The sequence below is a fragment of the Cohnella ginsengisoli genome (genome assembly GCF_029525555.1).
GTDB classification, from domain to species: domain Bacteria; phylum Bacillota; class Bacilli; order Paenibacillales; family Paenibacillaceae; genus Cohnella; species Cohnella ginsengisoli.
Window position 1 is genome coordinate 1,850,903 of the sequence record NZ_JAPDHZ010000002.1, and the last position, 14,341, is coordinate 1,865,243.

Below are 14,341 nucleotides of genomic sequence, written 5' to 3' on the forward strand. Positions count from 1 at the left end.
TAAGCTGGCCATAGAAGGGGAGTGATCCGCATGGCATACCGGATTATCGTCGATCTGTCGGACCGCGCGCTCTACCTGCTGCAAGACGATACTGTCGTGAACGGCTACCCCGTGGGCATCGGCCGGATGGTGACCCAGACTCCGACGGGCGAATACCGCATCATCAACAAGCAAGCGCATCCCGGCGGACCGTTCGGCGCGTTCTGGATGGGGCTGTCCGCGCCGCATTACGGCATTCACGGTACAAACGATCCCTCGTCGATCGGCCATCTCGTATCCCACGGCTGCATCCGCATGTACAATGAAGACGTTATCGCGCTCTCGCGGATCGTACCGATCGGCACGCGCGTGACGATTCGACCGTGACCGTAACGTTTTGCGGCTATCTTCGCTGCGTTTTAGGCATTTTCCGGGGTCGGCAGCCCTTTGCAGATTAACATTTCCTGAGAAACTCGAATCTGAGCCCGTTCTTTGGTAGGATAGGAAGAATTCGAGTATAAAGGTTGGGATGACATGACGGAAGCTGCCGGCACGGAAGAACTCGATCTTCAGGAAGCGGCCGAACTGTTCAGATTAATTTATCCCGCTTTTGCGGCCCTTCTCGACAAAGCGGAGGCCGCGCGGGGACCGCTGAAGGAATTCCACTTGGCGATGGCGGCCGAGCATGCGAAGAGCGGCGTGCGAATCCTCGGATGGGACAGCCGCCGGGCCATTAACGCGATATTCGAGCTGTATAAAGAACACTATCTGGCGGAAGGGCGCATCGCTGCGGATCTCTGGGCGGCCGATCAGTTCGGCTGCGATCTCGAGGCCGCGATCGTCGAGTCCGAAGATGTTCGCGAGCTGGAGGAGCGTATCAAGGCCGTCGTGATGCAGATCCGGCAGCGCGAATCCGAACTGCAGCGCCTCCGCCGAGAGTTGGGTCAACTGGAGGAGCTTCGAGCCGAGCTCAGCCGGCCTGTCATCCTCCACGGCGCCGTCGCAAACATCGCCGGAGGCAACGTACCGGGCGAATTTACAGGCTCGGAAGAAACTGAGGAGGCCAAGAACGCAGGAGATCTCGGCAACGAATCAGAAACTTCATCAAATGAACGAACGAGCCGGGAAGATTCCTTAACCGAAATGCCGCAAGTATAAAGCCTAAGATAGGACAACGGCGGGATCGTCTAAGCGGACGCCCGCCCGACCTTGATTCACATTTCCAGATTTATACATAACCCCCCCGCTCACACTCATCATTCTCCCGTTTTAACAATATCCCCTTCGATCAGGAACAGATGTCCCGCCAAGTTGCCACAGGCCTTGTATATAATTTTCGGCACTTCTTCATGTCTATTCCCTGTCATTCTCCTTCCTATGACCGCCATCCGCCGCTGCCTGCTTTTTCAAACAGGAATTTGCAAAGCAATCCATCTTTTGCTATCATAAGAACAAATGTTCTTATTGGAGGGTTTGCTGTGCCTAGCCGCTTTTCGATTCGGGACTCCGTGCCGGCCTTCAGCACGGCCGACTGCGAGCATGCGCTCTTCGCCGCCAAGTGGCCCGAAGGCTTTCGCTGTCCGCGCTGCGGCCATCCGCATTATTACGAAGTGTCGTCGCGCGGGCGCCGGCTTTTTGAGTGCCGTTCCTGCTCCCACCAGGCCTCTCTGACGGCAGGCACGGTGCTCGAGGGCTCGCGCACGCCGCTCACGAAGTGGTTCCAGGCGATGTTCTTGATGCAGATCGGCATCAGCGCCCGGCTGCTGGCCGAACTGATCGATGTGACTTACAAGACGGCTTGGCTGATCAACCACAAGCTTCGTCACGCCATCGGCGAGTGGGACCGCGAACGGCCGCTCGAAGGGGATCTGCAGTTGCTCGGCGAGTATTACGGCTATGAGTACCATCGCTATCTCGGCAGCCTCATCGTGCAGCAAGGATTAAAGCCGCAACCAATCGTCGTCGGCGCTTCGCTTGACGGCGCAGGCGATATCGTTCATCTCAAAATGAAAGCCGTGGACGGGCCGGAAGGCGACGATGCGGCAAGACGTGGAGGGGCGGGCGGCGAGGAAGCGGCGGAACGTTTCGTGCAAAAACACGTCGTCGGCGGAGGCGCGGACGATCGCGCTGAACGGCTGGAGCGCGGCCACCGGGGGCCAACCGCGCTGCATATCGCTTGGCGGGAAGCCGTTCGCTGGCTCGCTTGGACGTTCGGCGGGATCGGCCCGAAGCATTTGCAAGCGTACCTGAACGAATACTGCTTCCGCCGCCTCCTGTGCCGCAACGACATGCTGGCCGAGCTCATCGCCTGCTGCGGCACGACGAAGACCATCACGTACCGGAGATTGGTAGGCTCCCGATCCGGCATTCGCCCAATTCCTTGGGCCTATAGGCGTCCTGCGCGCAGCGGCCGACGTGCGGGTTAATTTATTTGGATATGCCTATTATGACCGTCTAGCTTAGACTGGTTTTTGTTTGGATTAGATCGTTCCTGACTCAAGGGGATTAATTCCTGATTTACTCATTCTCATTTTCCGATTTCCCATTCTTGATTTTCTTATGTGCTACTCCCTCACTCTCTGACCTTCTAACTTCCTGACTTCCTGACTTCCTGACTTCCTGACTCAAGGGGATATTGTTAAAACGGGAAAAATAGTAGTTTTATAGCCTCCGGGAATTCAATTAATTTCCAAAAAAAAGCGAAATCGCGTAGATGGACATCGTGCGCAATCCCGCTTGCCTTCGGACGCGAGAAACGTATTATGCGCGCAATGCGCGTCATCCTCCTAGGCGGGCAGCTCCGGCTTCCGATCGTCGGTATCCTCAAGCGGCAGCATGATGCGCAATCTGCAGCCGATCCCCGGCGCAGCTTCGCCTATGGTTACGGTGCCGCTCAGCAGATGGACGCGTTCCATCATGGCGCTGAGTCCGAAGCCGGGCTTCGATGCCCCGTAGGGCGCTCCGTTGCTGACAAGCTCGAACCGCAACCAGCCTTTTTCCTCTGCGAGCTCGAAGCGGAACCGGCTGCATCGCCCATGACGGAGGCCATTTGTAATTCCCTCCATCAATGCGTGATAGACGACTTTCTGTGCCAGTCCGCCCATTTGCGGCAGAGGTTCGGGGCTGTATTCGAAAAGGACGTCCGCCTGACCCGCGCTCTCCCGAATCAGCTCTTGAAGGGCAACGGGCAAATCGAATCCCGCCTCGTCGTCTTTCAACATACGAACTGTTCGCCTTACGTCGTTCAAACCTTTCCGAATCATCTCGCCAGCGGCATTCATCCGCTCGACGGAACGCGGCAGATCGCGGTCCGCCAGCTTTTTGGCCGCTTCGATCTGTACGATGGCGGCCGTGAGCGAATGTCCGACCAGATCGTGCATATCGTGCGCGATCCGGTTGCGTTCCTCAAGCACGGACACCTCCGCCAGCGCCTCTGCCGTCTCCCGGACCGAGCCAGCGAGATGGCGGTTCGCCGCCTCGAGCTCCTCTGTCCGCGTGCGGACCAGTTCTTCGAGGGAGTGATGGAACTGCGCCAGCTTGAGCTGGATATCTACTCTCGCCAACAGTTCCCCCCTGGGTGAACGGTTTGGTCAGATAATCGTTCGCGCCCGAATCGAAGCCCAGCGTCAGCCGGTCCAGTCGGTTTTGCGCGGACAGCAAAATAATCGGCAGCTCGCTCGCGGACCACCGTTCGCGCGCGATGCGGCATACCTCATAACCGGTCTTACCCGGCATCATGGCATCTAACAGAAGCAGGTCGGGCTTCTCGCCCTGCTCCAGTAGCAAGGCCGCTTCCGTGCCGTTCGCCGCCTCGACTCAGACGGTAGCCGCTCCGCCGCAAATAATGCCGCAGCACTTCGAGGTTGACCGGCTCGTCGTCGGCAACCAGAATCAGCGGCCGTCTCTTCTCTCCGGCTTCCCGTCCTCGTTCGTCGATCGCACCCTGCTCGTATCCCTCGCCGAACCTGTCCAGATTCGCGGGCAGCACCGGCAGCGAGGCAATGCCGGACTCTACATTTTCGCCAAGCTTGCCGTATGAACCCGTGCCGCTCCCGTACGCAAGGTCGCTCGCCTCCTTGGCCTCGGCGGCTGCGGCTGGCAGCGTGAAAGACAGCGTCGTGCCCGCTCCGATCTTTGAATCGACCGTCAGCTCGCCGCCGTGCAAGCGAACCATCCGATTGGTAATGGGCAGGCCGAGCCCCATGCCGCCGCCATAGTCGGACGAAGCGGTCGCGAACGGCTCGAACAATTCCGCCGCGCGGTCCTCGGGGATGCCCGGCCCGCTATCCGCCACGACGATGCGAACGCTCCCTTCTTCCCGGGCGGCCGTCACCCGGACATAGCCCGACTCGGTATAGCGGATGGCGTTGCCTATCAGATTGTACAGGATCTGCTCGAGTCTGCCCGAGTCGGCGCTGACGATCAGCTTTTCGCCTTTAACCCCCTCTTCTTCTCGCTCTACCGTCAACTTGAGCCCTTTGCGCCTCGCCAGCGGGGCGAGCGCCGCAGCCACCGTTTCGCATGCGCCCAATGCGTCCACTGCGGTTAGCTTCAGCTTCATGTCGCCGTGTCTCAGCCGATCCATATCGAGAATGTCGTTGACGAGGTGCAGCAGACGGTCCGCGCTGCCGCGGACGAGCCGAAGATTGCGCTCCATCTCCTCGCCGACAGGTCCCGCAGCGCCGTCCAGCAGCGCATCCGCCAACCCCGCGATGCCATGAAGCGGCGTGCGCAGCTCGTGGGAGGTATGACTCAGGAAATCGTCTTTCAGACGAGACAGCGTCTCCAGCTCCCGGTTCGCCGTCTCCAGCTCGGCTGCGTTGCGCTGAAGGTCCCGGTACACGCCCGAGAAGCGTCCGAGTACGACCATCAGCAGGCAGCCAACGAAGAGGAGCAGACCGATCTCGAGCGCGAACGTCAGCGCGTAATACAGCCAGAGCGGCAGCACGCCCTCCAGGCTGGTGCCGAATAGGCGCAGCGCGTTCGCCGAAAGAAATAAAAGGACATGCCGACCGTCAGCGAAACAAAGCCGAACGTCAACCATCTGAATTCTTCGACGTCCTTCAGCGCGAGCATATGCCTGCTGCGGATCAGCGAGTAGCTCATCAGGACGAATACGGGGATCACGAGCATCGGCGACCATTCGAAGATCGCTTTCTCATAAAGATAACTATCTATAAAAGCCAGGCACGCGGTAAAACCCGTGTACAGCAGCACGCAGACTGCCATCATCCGATACAATCTCACGTACAAGCCGCGCAACGCTCTGCCGTAAAAACAGACGAAGCCCAGCACGCCGATCGGGATGAGCAAATCTCTGAAATACTGAAAATGCGCAACCGGCAGATCCAAAAAGAACCGCAAGGACATCAGCATCGAGAAGAAACCGATACCCGCGCAGCCGGTAATGAGGGCAAACCAAGCGTACAGCGTCTCCGATCGCCGGCGCAGGAATACGAGCAGGGAAACCGCGGACGCGGCCGTCAACAGCACGCTGAAGACGGCTGGCACAAAATCGTTTTGCACGATCAGCCGATCCAGCATGCGACGGTCGCCGATCACGTGCCAGTCCTGCGGCATGGAATTCCGGTTCCACAACAGCTTAAAAGCCAGCGTCCGCGGCTGGTCGCCCTGCGACAACTTGACGATGCGCGCTGGAATATAGTGGTTCACATACGGATCCGGATGGTTCATATTGTAGCTGACCAGGAGGCGCCCGTTCTCGTATGCCTCGAATGACCGTCCGTACAGCAGCATCACGTGCGGATCGACCGTCAGCAGCTTGGGCATATCCCTCCTCAGCCAGACGACGCCACTATACTGGGCGAAGCGCGTCAGCTCCGCCGCGTTCAATGGCCGCCAGCCCTCCGTTCCGCTCGCGTCTCCGTCGCTCCACCTCACCTGCCATTTTTCCCGGTAAGACGCAAGCACGGAGCCTTCCGACTCCGCATGGGAGCCTTTAAGGAAAAGCGGCAGAAACAATGTTAACAGCGTAAACGCGAGCAGCAGAGCGGCCTTCAGCGGAAAGGGAAACCTTCGTTCAGCGGTAGTCACTCAGCAGCAGCTCCTTCATGATCCCGACGGCGGCGCGTCGGTCGTTGGTGCCGATCTTGCCGTAAATGACGCTGACGTAATTCCGCACCGTGCCTTCGCTCATAAAAAGCGTGACCGCGATCTGCTTGTTCGAGTAACCTTCGATCAACAGCAGGATGATCTTCCGCTCGCGCTCCGTAAAATAAAGTCCCATCCCTTGAAGCTTGGATTCGTCGAAATCGTACGACTCGTTCGCCGTGAGCCTGGACGCGAGCTTGGCCGCGATCGCGGGAGGCAGCATCAGCTCGCCAACCATCGCCTCCCGCACCGTCTGGACGACGCGTTCGGCGGCGATGTCCTTGAGCAGGAAGCCGTCCGCGCCGCCGGCCATCGCGCCTACGATGTATTTATCCTCCGCGAATGTCGTGAGGATCAGCACGATCGTCTTGGGATAATCGCGTTTGATCAGCTTCAAAGACTCTATGCCGTCCATGACCGGCATCTTGATGTCCATCAACACGATATGCGGCCGATGGATGCCCGCCGCTTCGTAGGCTTCTCTCCCGTTCTCCGCCGTGCAGACGACCTCCATGTCGTCCTCCAGCTGAAGGATCGTCTGCAGGCCCTCGCGCATCAACCGCTGATCGTCTGCGATGACGATTCGGACCATGATGTATGCCCCCGTTCTCTGAGTACGCTACCCGTTCTTCCCTGATTCTAGCAGACGCTCCGACGAGCGAATAGGTCCGCGGACAAAGCAGTGACCGATACATGACCGGCGCGTTCGCGTCATAGGCCTAATGGTCCATGTCACATGACGGCGATGACCGATAGTCGTGACAGTCCGTCACTGGCGGGATTACGGCCGCCTTCTTTAAGCTGGTAGGGATCGATAGATCAGAAGATCCGGGGGAGGAGAAACATTGAAGATGGAAACAACAAGCAGGAGGAAGCTGCCCTGGCGCAAGCCGCTCACGGCCGTCCTGGCATCCGCCGTGCTGCTGGGGCAGCTCGCGGTCGGTCCGGCCAAGACTTACGGGGATTCGGAGCGCTTATTGACCGTATATGACGACTCGCTGTCGGCGGAATTCGCCGATTATGGGTGGGCGCAATCCGATCTCGCCGAAACCGGCACCGTTCATTCGGGAAGTCGTTCCATCCAACTGGATGCCGACGAAGGGCAAGCGCTCTACTTTTACAAGGATCGAATCATGAACGCGGACGACTACGGCCGGTTCAGCTTCTGGGCGAACGGCGGCGCAGCCGGCGGCCAGGCGTTCAAGCTCGTATTCTCGCTGGGCGGTCAGGCGGTCGCCGAGATTCCGTCGACGGAACTGCTGCCGGGCGGCATTCCTGCCGACACTTGGACGAAAGTATCCGTGAAGCTGGCGGACTATGGCGTCCGCGGAATCATCGACGGCATCTGGATCTGGGGGGCCGGCGAACAAGAATCGTTCTACCTGGACGACATGCGCTTCGAGGGCGAAGGCGCAGGAACGGGCGAAGAACCGGGCGGAGGCGGTCCCGGCGAGGAGGATCCGGGTCAAGCCGAGGTGACCGGCATCGTCTTCTCGCAAAACATACTGACGCTTCGCGAGGGCGGCCTTCGCCCAGCCGGCCTGAACGCCGTGCGCGCGGACGGTTCCTCCGCGCCGGTGACGACCGGCGTCGCGTGGTCGACGGACGATGCTTCCATCGCTACGGTCGCGAACGGCCTTGTCTCCGGCCTGCGGCCCGGAACGACGACGATCCGCGCCGCCTATGAGGGCCTCGAGGCGCAGATCGACGTGACCGTCGTCGAAGGCGCGCCGGCCGGCCCGATCGAAGAGATCGACGGCGACTATGTTTATGCCGACGCGCTGAGCGGCGACTTCGCCGACTATAGCGGCATCTCGCACGATCTCGCGGAGGCGGATACCGTCCGCACCGGACATTCCTCGATCCGGCTGGAACCGGACGGCGACAAAGGATTGTACCTGTACAGCGGCATTCCGGTGAACGCCAGGACTTACGACAGGCTGCGCCTGTGGGTAAACGGCGGCGAGACCGGCGGCCAGCAGTTCAGCTTGAAGCTGACGCAAGGCGGCGCGCCGGTGGCAGAGCTGGACCTGGACGCGCTAGTGACGGGCGGTATCGCCGCAAATACGTGGAGCGAGGTCACGCTTAATCTGACGGACTTGAAGCTGCCGGGCGCCATCTTCGACGGCATCCTGCTGCAAGGCGCGACGAACGGCGTCCAGCCGGCCGCTTATATCGACGATATCGCGCTGCTCAAGAAGTTCGTCGCTTCGGCGCAGATCGCGGAGCTTCGCATCGACAAGCCGCGCACCGTGCTCCTGCCCGGAGAGAGCAATTCGCTCTCGGCGGAGGCCTATTATGCCGGCGGCGACACGAAATCGTTGACCGAAGGCGTAGCCTGGACGGTCGACCGCCCGGATGTGCTGCAGCTGGACGGCGGCGCCATCAAGGGCATCTCGCCGGGCATAGCTAAAGTGACGGCGACTTACAAAACGTTCTCGACCGAAGCATACGTGCAAGTGACGGAAATAGCCGCCGAGCCGGTCTACGGAGACGCGCTGGCTGACGGCTTCCGCAACTACAGCTGGCATGACAAGGACTTGGCCAATGCCGAGCAGGTTCACGGCGGCGCCAAGTCGATCAAGTTCAACCCGAGCGGCTGGGATGGCGTATGGCTGTCGCACGACGGCAAGTTCGACATCGAGCAATATTACGGCCTGCGCTTCTGGATTCACGGCGGCGCGACCGGCGGACAGCAGCTGCTCGTCCATGCGTACGACGGCGACGCCGGCATCGGCGCGGTCGATCTGAACGACTACCTGCCCGAAGGCGGCTTGCCTGCCGGACAATGGACCGAAGTAACGGTCAGCATGGCCGACCTCGGCTTGTCCGCGGGCAGCTTCGACGGCCTCATTTTCCAGGCCGCTACCGATCGCGACCAAGGCGTCGTGTACATCGACGACGTATCGCTGCTGCGCAACCTGCATGCGGGCGAGCTGCCCGAGCCGCAGCTGCCGCAGCTCAGCGTCGACGTCGATACGTCGGCGGACCGCAAGCCGATCAATCCCGAGATTTACGGCATCAACTACGACGACATGCATCCGACGCAGTCGACCCTGCCGTTCCCCGTGCAGCGCTGGGGCGGCAACAACACGACGCGCTACAACTGGCAGCTCAATGTCGCGAACCGCGCGAACGACTGGTATTACATCAACTATCCGTATGAAAACGACCCGCGCGAGGAGCCGGGCAGCTCCGTCACGGATCGGCTCATCTCCGGCGTGAACGCGCAAGGCGGCAAGGTGCTGCTAACCGTCCCGACGATCGGCTGGACGCCGAAGGACCGCGAGATCCGCTACGGTTTCTCCGTGAAAAAATACGGCGTCCAGGAAAGCGTCGCGGACGATGTCAAAGACGCCGGCAACGGCGTGAAGAAGGACGGCTCGTTCGTCACCGGCAACGATCCGAAGGACACCTCTATGGCGATCGGACCGACGTTCGTAACCGACTGGATGGAGCATCTGAAGGACATCGGCAACGAAGTGAACTATTACGCGCTGGACAATGAGCCGGAAATCTGGAACTCGACCCATCGCGACGTTCATCCGCAAGCGCCGACTTACGACGAGATCTGGGGCTTCACGCAGAAATACGGCGCGGCGATCAAGGCCAAGGATCCTTCGGCCAAAGTGTTCGGGCCGACCTCCTGGGGCTGGTGCGCGTATTTCTACTCGTCCGCCGACGTCTGCGCCGAAGGGCCGGACCGGGCGGCGCACGGCAATACGCCGTTTCTGGAATGGTACCTCCAGCAAGTCGCCGACTATGCCGCTTCGCATGACGGTCAGCGGCTCGTCGACTACCTGGACATCCACTACTATTCGCAATCGGCCGGGGTGCCGGATGCGGACGAAGGGCCGGGTACGGTCAAACGCCGATTCCAGGGCCTGAAGGCGCTGTACGATCCGGATTATGTGGACGACTCTTGGATCCAGGAGCCGATCCGGCTGATCCCGCGCATGAAGGAGATCATCGACAGCAGGCTGCCGGGCACGAAGCTCGCGCTGACCGAATACAACTTCGGCAACGGCAACGGCATCAGCGCCGGCGTCGCGCAGGCGGAAGCGCTCGCGATCTTCGGGCGCGAGGGACTCGACCTCGCCACTCGCTTCGGCACGCTGCCGGCAGGAACGCCGCTCGAAGACGCGTTCAAGCTGTACCTCGACTACGACGGCAACGGCTCGCAAATCCGCGGCGACTCGGTGCGCGCCGTATCGAGCCTGCCGGACGCCGTCGGCTCCTACGCGATCGACGGTTCGGACGGCAAGCTGTACGTGCTGCTGTTCAACAAGGACACCGTCACCCGCGAAGTCAACGTCGGGCTCGGCGAAGCCGCGGGCGCCGGTGCCGCCGAGTTGTACCGCTTCGACGCAGCTACGCGGCTGTCCGCCGCGGGCGCGAAGACGGTCGGCGAGGACGGCAAGCTGACCTTGCGCCTGGCGGCCCGCTCCGCGACACTGGCGGTCGTGACGCGGTAAGGCAAGGCATAAGGATATGAACGGGCGTTAAGATTGAAGCGCATGTCAAAAAAGGACGGTCCCGCAGGCGAATCGCCTGCAGGACCGTCCTTTTTTGCGGTTGCCCGGTTACGCACGCGAGGGTTAGCCTAGACGCACGCATACCGGCTTTGTCATCTTGTACTCGCTGCCAGCATGCCGCGGAAAGCCGTCCTCGTCGACGCGCATGACGACGATGTTGTCGCCGTTCTGGTTGGCCGCGAGCAGCCAGCGGCCGTCCGGAAGCGCCAGGAAGTGGCGGGGGAAATGCCCGCCGCTCGGCGTGTGGCCGACCAGCGACAGGCCGCCGTCTTCGCCGACGCGGAAGGAAACGATGCTGTCATGGCCGCGGTTGGAGCCGTAGACGTACTTGCCGTCGGCCGATACCGCCACCTCCGCGCAGTAGCTCTCTCCGCCATATCCTTCGGGAAGCGTAGACACGGTTTGCAGCGGGTCGAGCGACCCTTCGTCGGCATCCAGCTTGAACGCGACGATCCGGTTCATCAATTCGTCGATGAGATAAACGAAAGGACGGGTCGGATGCAGCGCCAGATGCCGCGGCCCTGAGCCTGGCGTCACGTTCGTTTCGCGCACCGCCTCGAGGCGGCCGGCAGCCGCGTCCAGCCGGTACGTGTAGATTTTGTCCGTCCCGAGATCGCAGGCCAAGTAATAAGATGTGCCGGGCACCGCATAGATCGAATGCGGATGCGGACCTTCCTGACGCTCGGCATTGATGCTGCTGCCTTCGTGAGCGACCGACTGAACGGGCTCGCCAAGCGCTCCCCGATCGCCGATCGGATACAGGCTGATGTTGCCGCCCGTATAATTGACCAGTATAAGCCAGCCGCCCGAGGGATCGATCGCCAGATGACATGGCGCGCCGCCCTGCGAGGGCTGCCTATTGATCTCGGTCAACGCATGCGAGGCCGCGTCGTACGCGTAGGCGACGACGCCGCCGTCCGGGTCGGTCTCGCTGACCGCGTACAGCACGCTCGACTCGGCATGGTAGGCGAGGAACGAAGGATTGTCGATGCCCGCGACGCCGCCGAGCTTGGACAGCGAGCCGGACTCGGCGTCGAGCCGCAGAATATGAATGCCTTCTCGATCCGCCGATTGGTACGATCCGACGAACAGCGGTGCGTAGGATTGCGACATATGAAACCTCCAAGGATCGTTGTGGATGGGGACGAATCACTTGAGCAGAGCTCAATCGAGCAGCGAAATCATCTGGACGACGGGACGCAAATCTCCCGTCAGGGAAGCCTCGCGGCTGCGAAGCTGCGAGGAGCCGTCTCCGTCGAGGAAGATGCCGTCCGCGAGCGCGGGACGTCCTTGGCCCCCGAGCAGCTCCAGGATCGCGGCGCGAAAATCGGCCAGCGTGCCCCGGTTCTCGCTGACGACGAGATACAAGCGGCCCTCTTCGTCATAGACGGCCCCCGAACGCAGCCGGGGCTCGTCCATGAACGGCGCGTGCTCGGCGACCGCTTGGTCATGCCAAGTCGCGTCGCGGCCCAGGCTCATCGAGATTCCGCCTTGCGCCCAATATTGAGCAGGGTCCGTTACGTCGAGCTCCCCCTGCCTTGCTTGCAACTTGAACGCTGAGCTGCTCCGACTTGCGGTCCCAGACTAGCGTTCCCCGGGCATACTTCACGTTTTCCGCGCCCGATCCGAATCCGCCGGATGCGCTGCCGTCTCCCGCGGCGGGCACGCCGTCGACGATCGCCATGCTGAGCAGCGAGTTGTCGTAGAAGAAGCCGCCGTTGATCCCGTAATACGGAGCGATGGCGACATTGTCGCGAACGACGTTCAGCGTTACGTTAGCGGGGGCCGTCCGCAAATAATGCAGCGTCATGCCGTTCGCGGCCGTGGCCGTGCCGTAATCGTATTGCAAGGGCGGATTCGGGATCGGCTTCGCCTGCAATCCCGATCGGCCGTCGCCCGTACGCAGCATGAGGAAGGCCAGCAAGGCAAGCGCGGCCGCAAAGGCTAGCAGAACGACGCCCACCCGCAGGATGCGCCTGCCGCGCTGACCTTCGGGACGCTCGGCCGTCGGCGGCGCGGCTGCCTGCACGCCCGCCGGCGCCGCGCCCGTCTGCGTCTGAGGCGTTCCGCTTGGCTGGGGCGACGTGTCCATGATCGCCTGCCCTTAGCGGCCCAGCGCCCGCAGGCCCAGCGCCAGCGCGCCTGTCAGGCCGGCGTTGTCGCCGAGGCCCGGCGGCACGATGTAGCCGTCGATGCCCGCGGCCAGCGCGTCCGAGCTCACGTAGCCGTTGAGCGCCTTCAGCACCTCCGCGCGCACGAGCGGGAACAGCTGCGGCTGATGCATGACGCCGCCGCCGAGAATGACGCGCTTCGGCGACAGCATGAGCACCGCGTTGGCCACGGCTTGGCCGATGTAGTAAGCTTCCATCGCCCAGGCTGGGTGGTCCTGCGGCAGCTCGCTGCCCGGCACCTTCCAACGGCCTTGAAGCGCCGGGCCCGCCGCGAGCCCCTCGAGACAATCCCCGTGATACGGGCAGAAGCCTTCGTATTCGTCGTCCGGATGGCGCCGCACGAGCACGTGGCCGCCTTCCGGGTGCACGAGTCCATGCACCAGCTTGCCTTCCGCGTACACGCCGACGCCGACGCCCGTGCCGATCGTGTAGTAGACGCAGCTGTCGAGCCCGGCCGCCGCGCCCCAAGTCGCTTCGCCGAGCGCGGCCGCGTTGACGTCCGTATCCCAGCCCATCGGTACGTCGAACTGCTGCTTCATGGCCGGGAGGAACGGATAGCCGGACCAACCCGGCTTCGGCGTCGTCGTCACGTAACCGTACGCGGAACTCGCCTCGTCGATATTGATCGGGCCGAAGGAGCCGATGCCGATCGACTCCACCGCCTTGTCCTTGAAATATTCGAATACTTGCGCGAGCGTCTTCTCCGGATGCTCCGTCGGGAAGCTCACCCGGTCTTCGATCGCTCCGTTCTCATTGCCGATGCCGCAGACGAACTTGGTGCCGCCCGCTTCGATTGCCCCTATACGCATGAAAATCGGTTCCTCCTATGTATCTGCTCTATGTCCATTTTACTCTGAACCGATCGCCTAGCACAACGAAGCGCGGCGGCTCCGTTTGCCAGACCTTCGTCTAATGGCCGAAAAACGCGAAAAGAGCCCTGCGCAAGGGCTCTCTTCCGTTCACATTAAGGGCGCGCAAGTCATCTGGCCCCTGCGGATGCCAACAGGCTCTCTCTCCGATCGGGCCAGCCGACCGCCATGGCGTGCGGAACGACTGCAAACCCGGTCGACCTGGGACGTCCCTTTTTCCGAAACACGAACTTGCGGCCCGTCCATGTCTCGTCGATCTCGCAGTCCTTGACCCCGGAGAGGCCGCATGCCATGCCGATCTTCGCGACCGCTTCATCGCCGATATCGGTATGGGGCATCGCGCAAGCTTTGGGCCAGGACACCCAGAGCATGCCTCTTGGCGACAGGTGCTTGGTCAGCAGAGGCACGCGCATGTCCAAGTCCGCCTGCGTCTTGACGAATAAATGAATAAAGTCGATCGGCCCTTCCGGCGAATCCAAAAACCGTATGCCCGCCGGCGACGGACCAAGCGAATTCAAGTAAATAAGAGATGCGCCTTCGAAATAGAGCCGTTGGTAGGGCCGAAGCCCCAGCCTCTCGGAGAGGGGTTTGGTCGAATAGCGGGACACGCGAAGTCCTCCTTCTCGTCTGCTTCCCCCTATCATAGCCCAATCCGCCGCCGTCTTCAGTCACTCGT

At 61.5% G+C, this 14,341-nt stretch carries 13 protein-coding genes and 1 pseudogene; 4 read left to right on the forward strand and 10 right to left on the reverse strand.

Features of this window, described 5'->3' with window-relative positions; genetic code table 11:
* The first annotated feature begins 30 nt into the window (after nucleotides 1-30).
* The 3 genes from OMP38_RS08790 to OMP38_RS08800 all read left to right on the forward strand — a co-directional run bounded on the left by OMP38_RS08790 (nucleotide 31) and on the right by OMP38_RS08800 (nucleotide 2,405).
* Entirely contained in the window at nucleotides 31-366 is a 336-nt protein-coding gene (locus OMP38_RS08790) for a L,D-transpeptidase (protein ID WP_277564740.1), read from the forward strand.
* A gap of 147 nt (nucleotides 367-513) precedes the next feature.
* The gene (locus OMP38_RS08795) at nucleotides 514-1,137 is read left to right on the forward strand and encodes a hypothetical protein (protein ID WP_277564741.1); all 624 of its coding nucleotides are present in this window, start codon (nucleotides 514-516) and stop codon (nucleotides 1,135-1,137) included.
* 320 nt (nucleotides 1,138-1,457) lie between these two features.
* Complete coding sequence (locus OMP38_RS08800; RefSeq protein WP_277564742.1) at nucleotides 1,458-2,405, forward strand: transposase; 948 nt, start codon at nucleotides 1,458-1,460, stop codon at nucleotides 2,403-2,405.
* Between the two features lie 360 nt (nucleotides 2,406-2,765).
* Here the strand turns inward: OMP38_RS08800 and OMP38_RS08805 are convergent, their stop codons facing one another.
* The 5 genes and pseudogenes from OMP38_RS08805 to OMP38_RS08820 form a co-directional block, all read right to left on the reverse strand.
* On the reverse strand, nucleotides 2,766-3,542 hold the full coding sequence (locus OMP38_RS08805) for a sensor histidine kinase (RefSeq protein ID WP_277564743.1): 777 nt from the start codon (nucleotides 3,540-3,542) through the stop codon (nucleotides 2,766-2,768).
* Nucleotides 3,543-3,612: 70 nt separating this feature from the next.
* Nucleotides 3,613-3,765, reverse strand: a pseudogene (locus tag OMP38_RS35695) (response regulator); the annotation flags it as partial.
* Complete coding sequence (locus tag OMP38_RS08810) at nucleotides 3,704-4,927, reverse strand: ATP-binding response regulator (RefSeq protein ID WP_277564744.1); 1,224 nt, start codon at nucleotides 4,925-4,927, stop codon at nucleotides 3,704-3,706. The pseudogene OMP38_RS35695 and the gene OMP38_RS08810, both read right to left, overlap by 62 nt.
* Nucleotides 4,897-6,033 (reverse strand): hypothetical protein, encoded by a 1,137-nt coding sequence (locus OMP38_RS08815; protein ID WP_277564745.1) that lies wholly within the window; start codon nucleotides 6,031-6,033, stop codon nucleotides 4,897-4,899. Before OMP38_RS08815 ends, OMP38_RS08810 begins: the two co-directional genes overlap by 31 nt.
* On the reverse strand, nucleotides 6,020-6,682 hold the full coding sequence (locus tag OMP38_RS08820) for a response regulator transcription factor (RefSeq protein WP_277564746.1): 663 nt from the start codon (nucleotides 6,680-6,682) through the stop codon (nucleotides 6,020-6,022). Before OMP38_RS08820 ends, OMP38_RS08815 begins: the two co-directional genes overlap by 14 nt.
* Nucleotides 6,683-6,941: 259 nt before the next feature.
* On the opposite strand from OMP38_RS08820, the gene OMP38_RS08825 reads away from it, so the two are divergent.
* On the forward strand, nucleotides 6,942-10,565 hold the full coding sequence (locus OMP38_RS08825) for a glycoside hydrolase family 44 protein (RefSeq protein WP_277564747.1): 3,624 nt from the start codon (nucleotides 6,942-6,944) through the stop codon (nucleotides 10,563-10,565).
* Nucleotides 10,566-10,688: 123 nt separating this feature from the next.
* Here OMP38_RS08825 and OMP38_RS08830 read toward each other — a convergent pair whose 3' ends face one another.
* The 5 genes from OMP38_RS08830 to OMP38_RS08850 form a co-directional block, all read right to left on the reverse strand.
* Nucleotides 10,689-11,738 carry a lactonase family protein gene (locus OMP38_RS08830; RefSeq protein ID WP_277564748.1) on the reverse strand — a complete coding sequence of 350 codons (1,050 nt, stop codon included), beginning with the start codon at nucleotides 11,736-11,738 and terminating at the stop codon, nucleotides 10,689-10,691.
* A gap of 51 nt (nucleotides 11,739-11,789) precedes the next feature.
* The gene (locus tag OMP38_RS08835) at nucleotides 11,790-12,104 is read right to left on the reverse strand and encodes a hypothetical protein (protein WP_277564749.1); all 315 of its coding nucleotides are present in this window, start codon (nucleotides 12,102-12,104) and stop codon (nucleotides 11,790-11,792) included.
* Nucleotides 12,073-12,717: a hypothetical protein gene (locus OMP38_RS08840; protein ID WP_277564750.1), complete on the reverse strand. Its 645-nt coding sequence runs from the start codon at nucleotides 12,715-12,717 to the stop codon at nucleotides 12,073-12,075. Before OMP38_RS08840 ends, OMP38_RS08835 begins: the two co-directional genes overlap by 32 nt.
* 12 nt (nucleotides 12,718-12,729) lie before the next feature.
* Nucleotides 12,730-13,605 (reverse strand): ROK family protein, encoded by an 876-nt coding sequence (locus OMP38_RS08845; RefSeq protein WP_277564751.1) that lies wholly within the window; start codon nucleotides 13,603-13,605, stop codon nucleotides 12,730-12,732.
* Between the two features lie 170 nt (nucleotides 13,606-13,775).
* The gene (locus OMP38_RS08850) at nucleotides 13,776-14,273 is read right to left on the reverse strand and encodes a hypothetical protein (protein WP_277564752.1); all 498 of its coding nucleotides are present in this window, start codon (nucleotides 14,271-14,273) and stop codon (nucleotides 13,776-13,778) included.
* Nucleotides 14,274-14,341 lie beyond the last annotated feature (68 nt).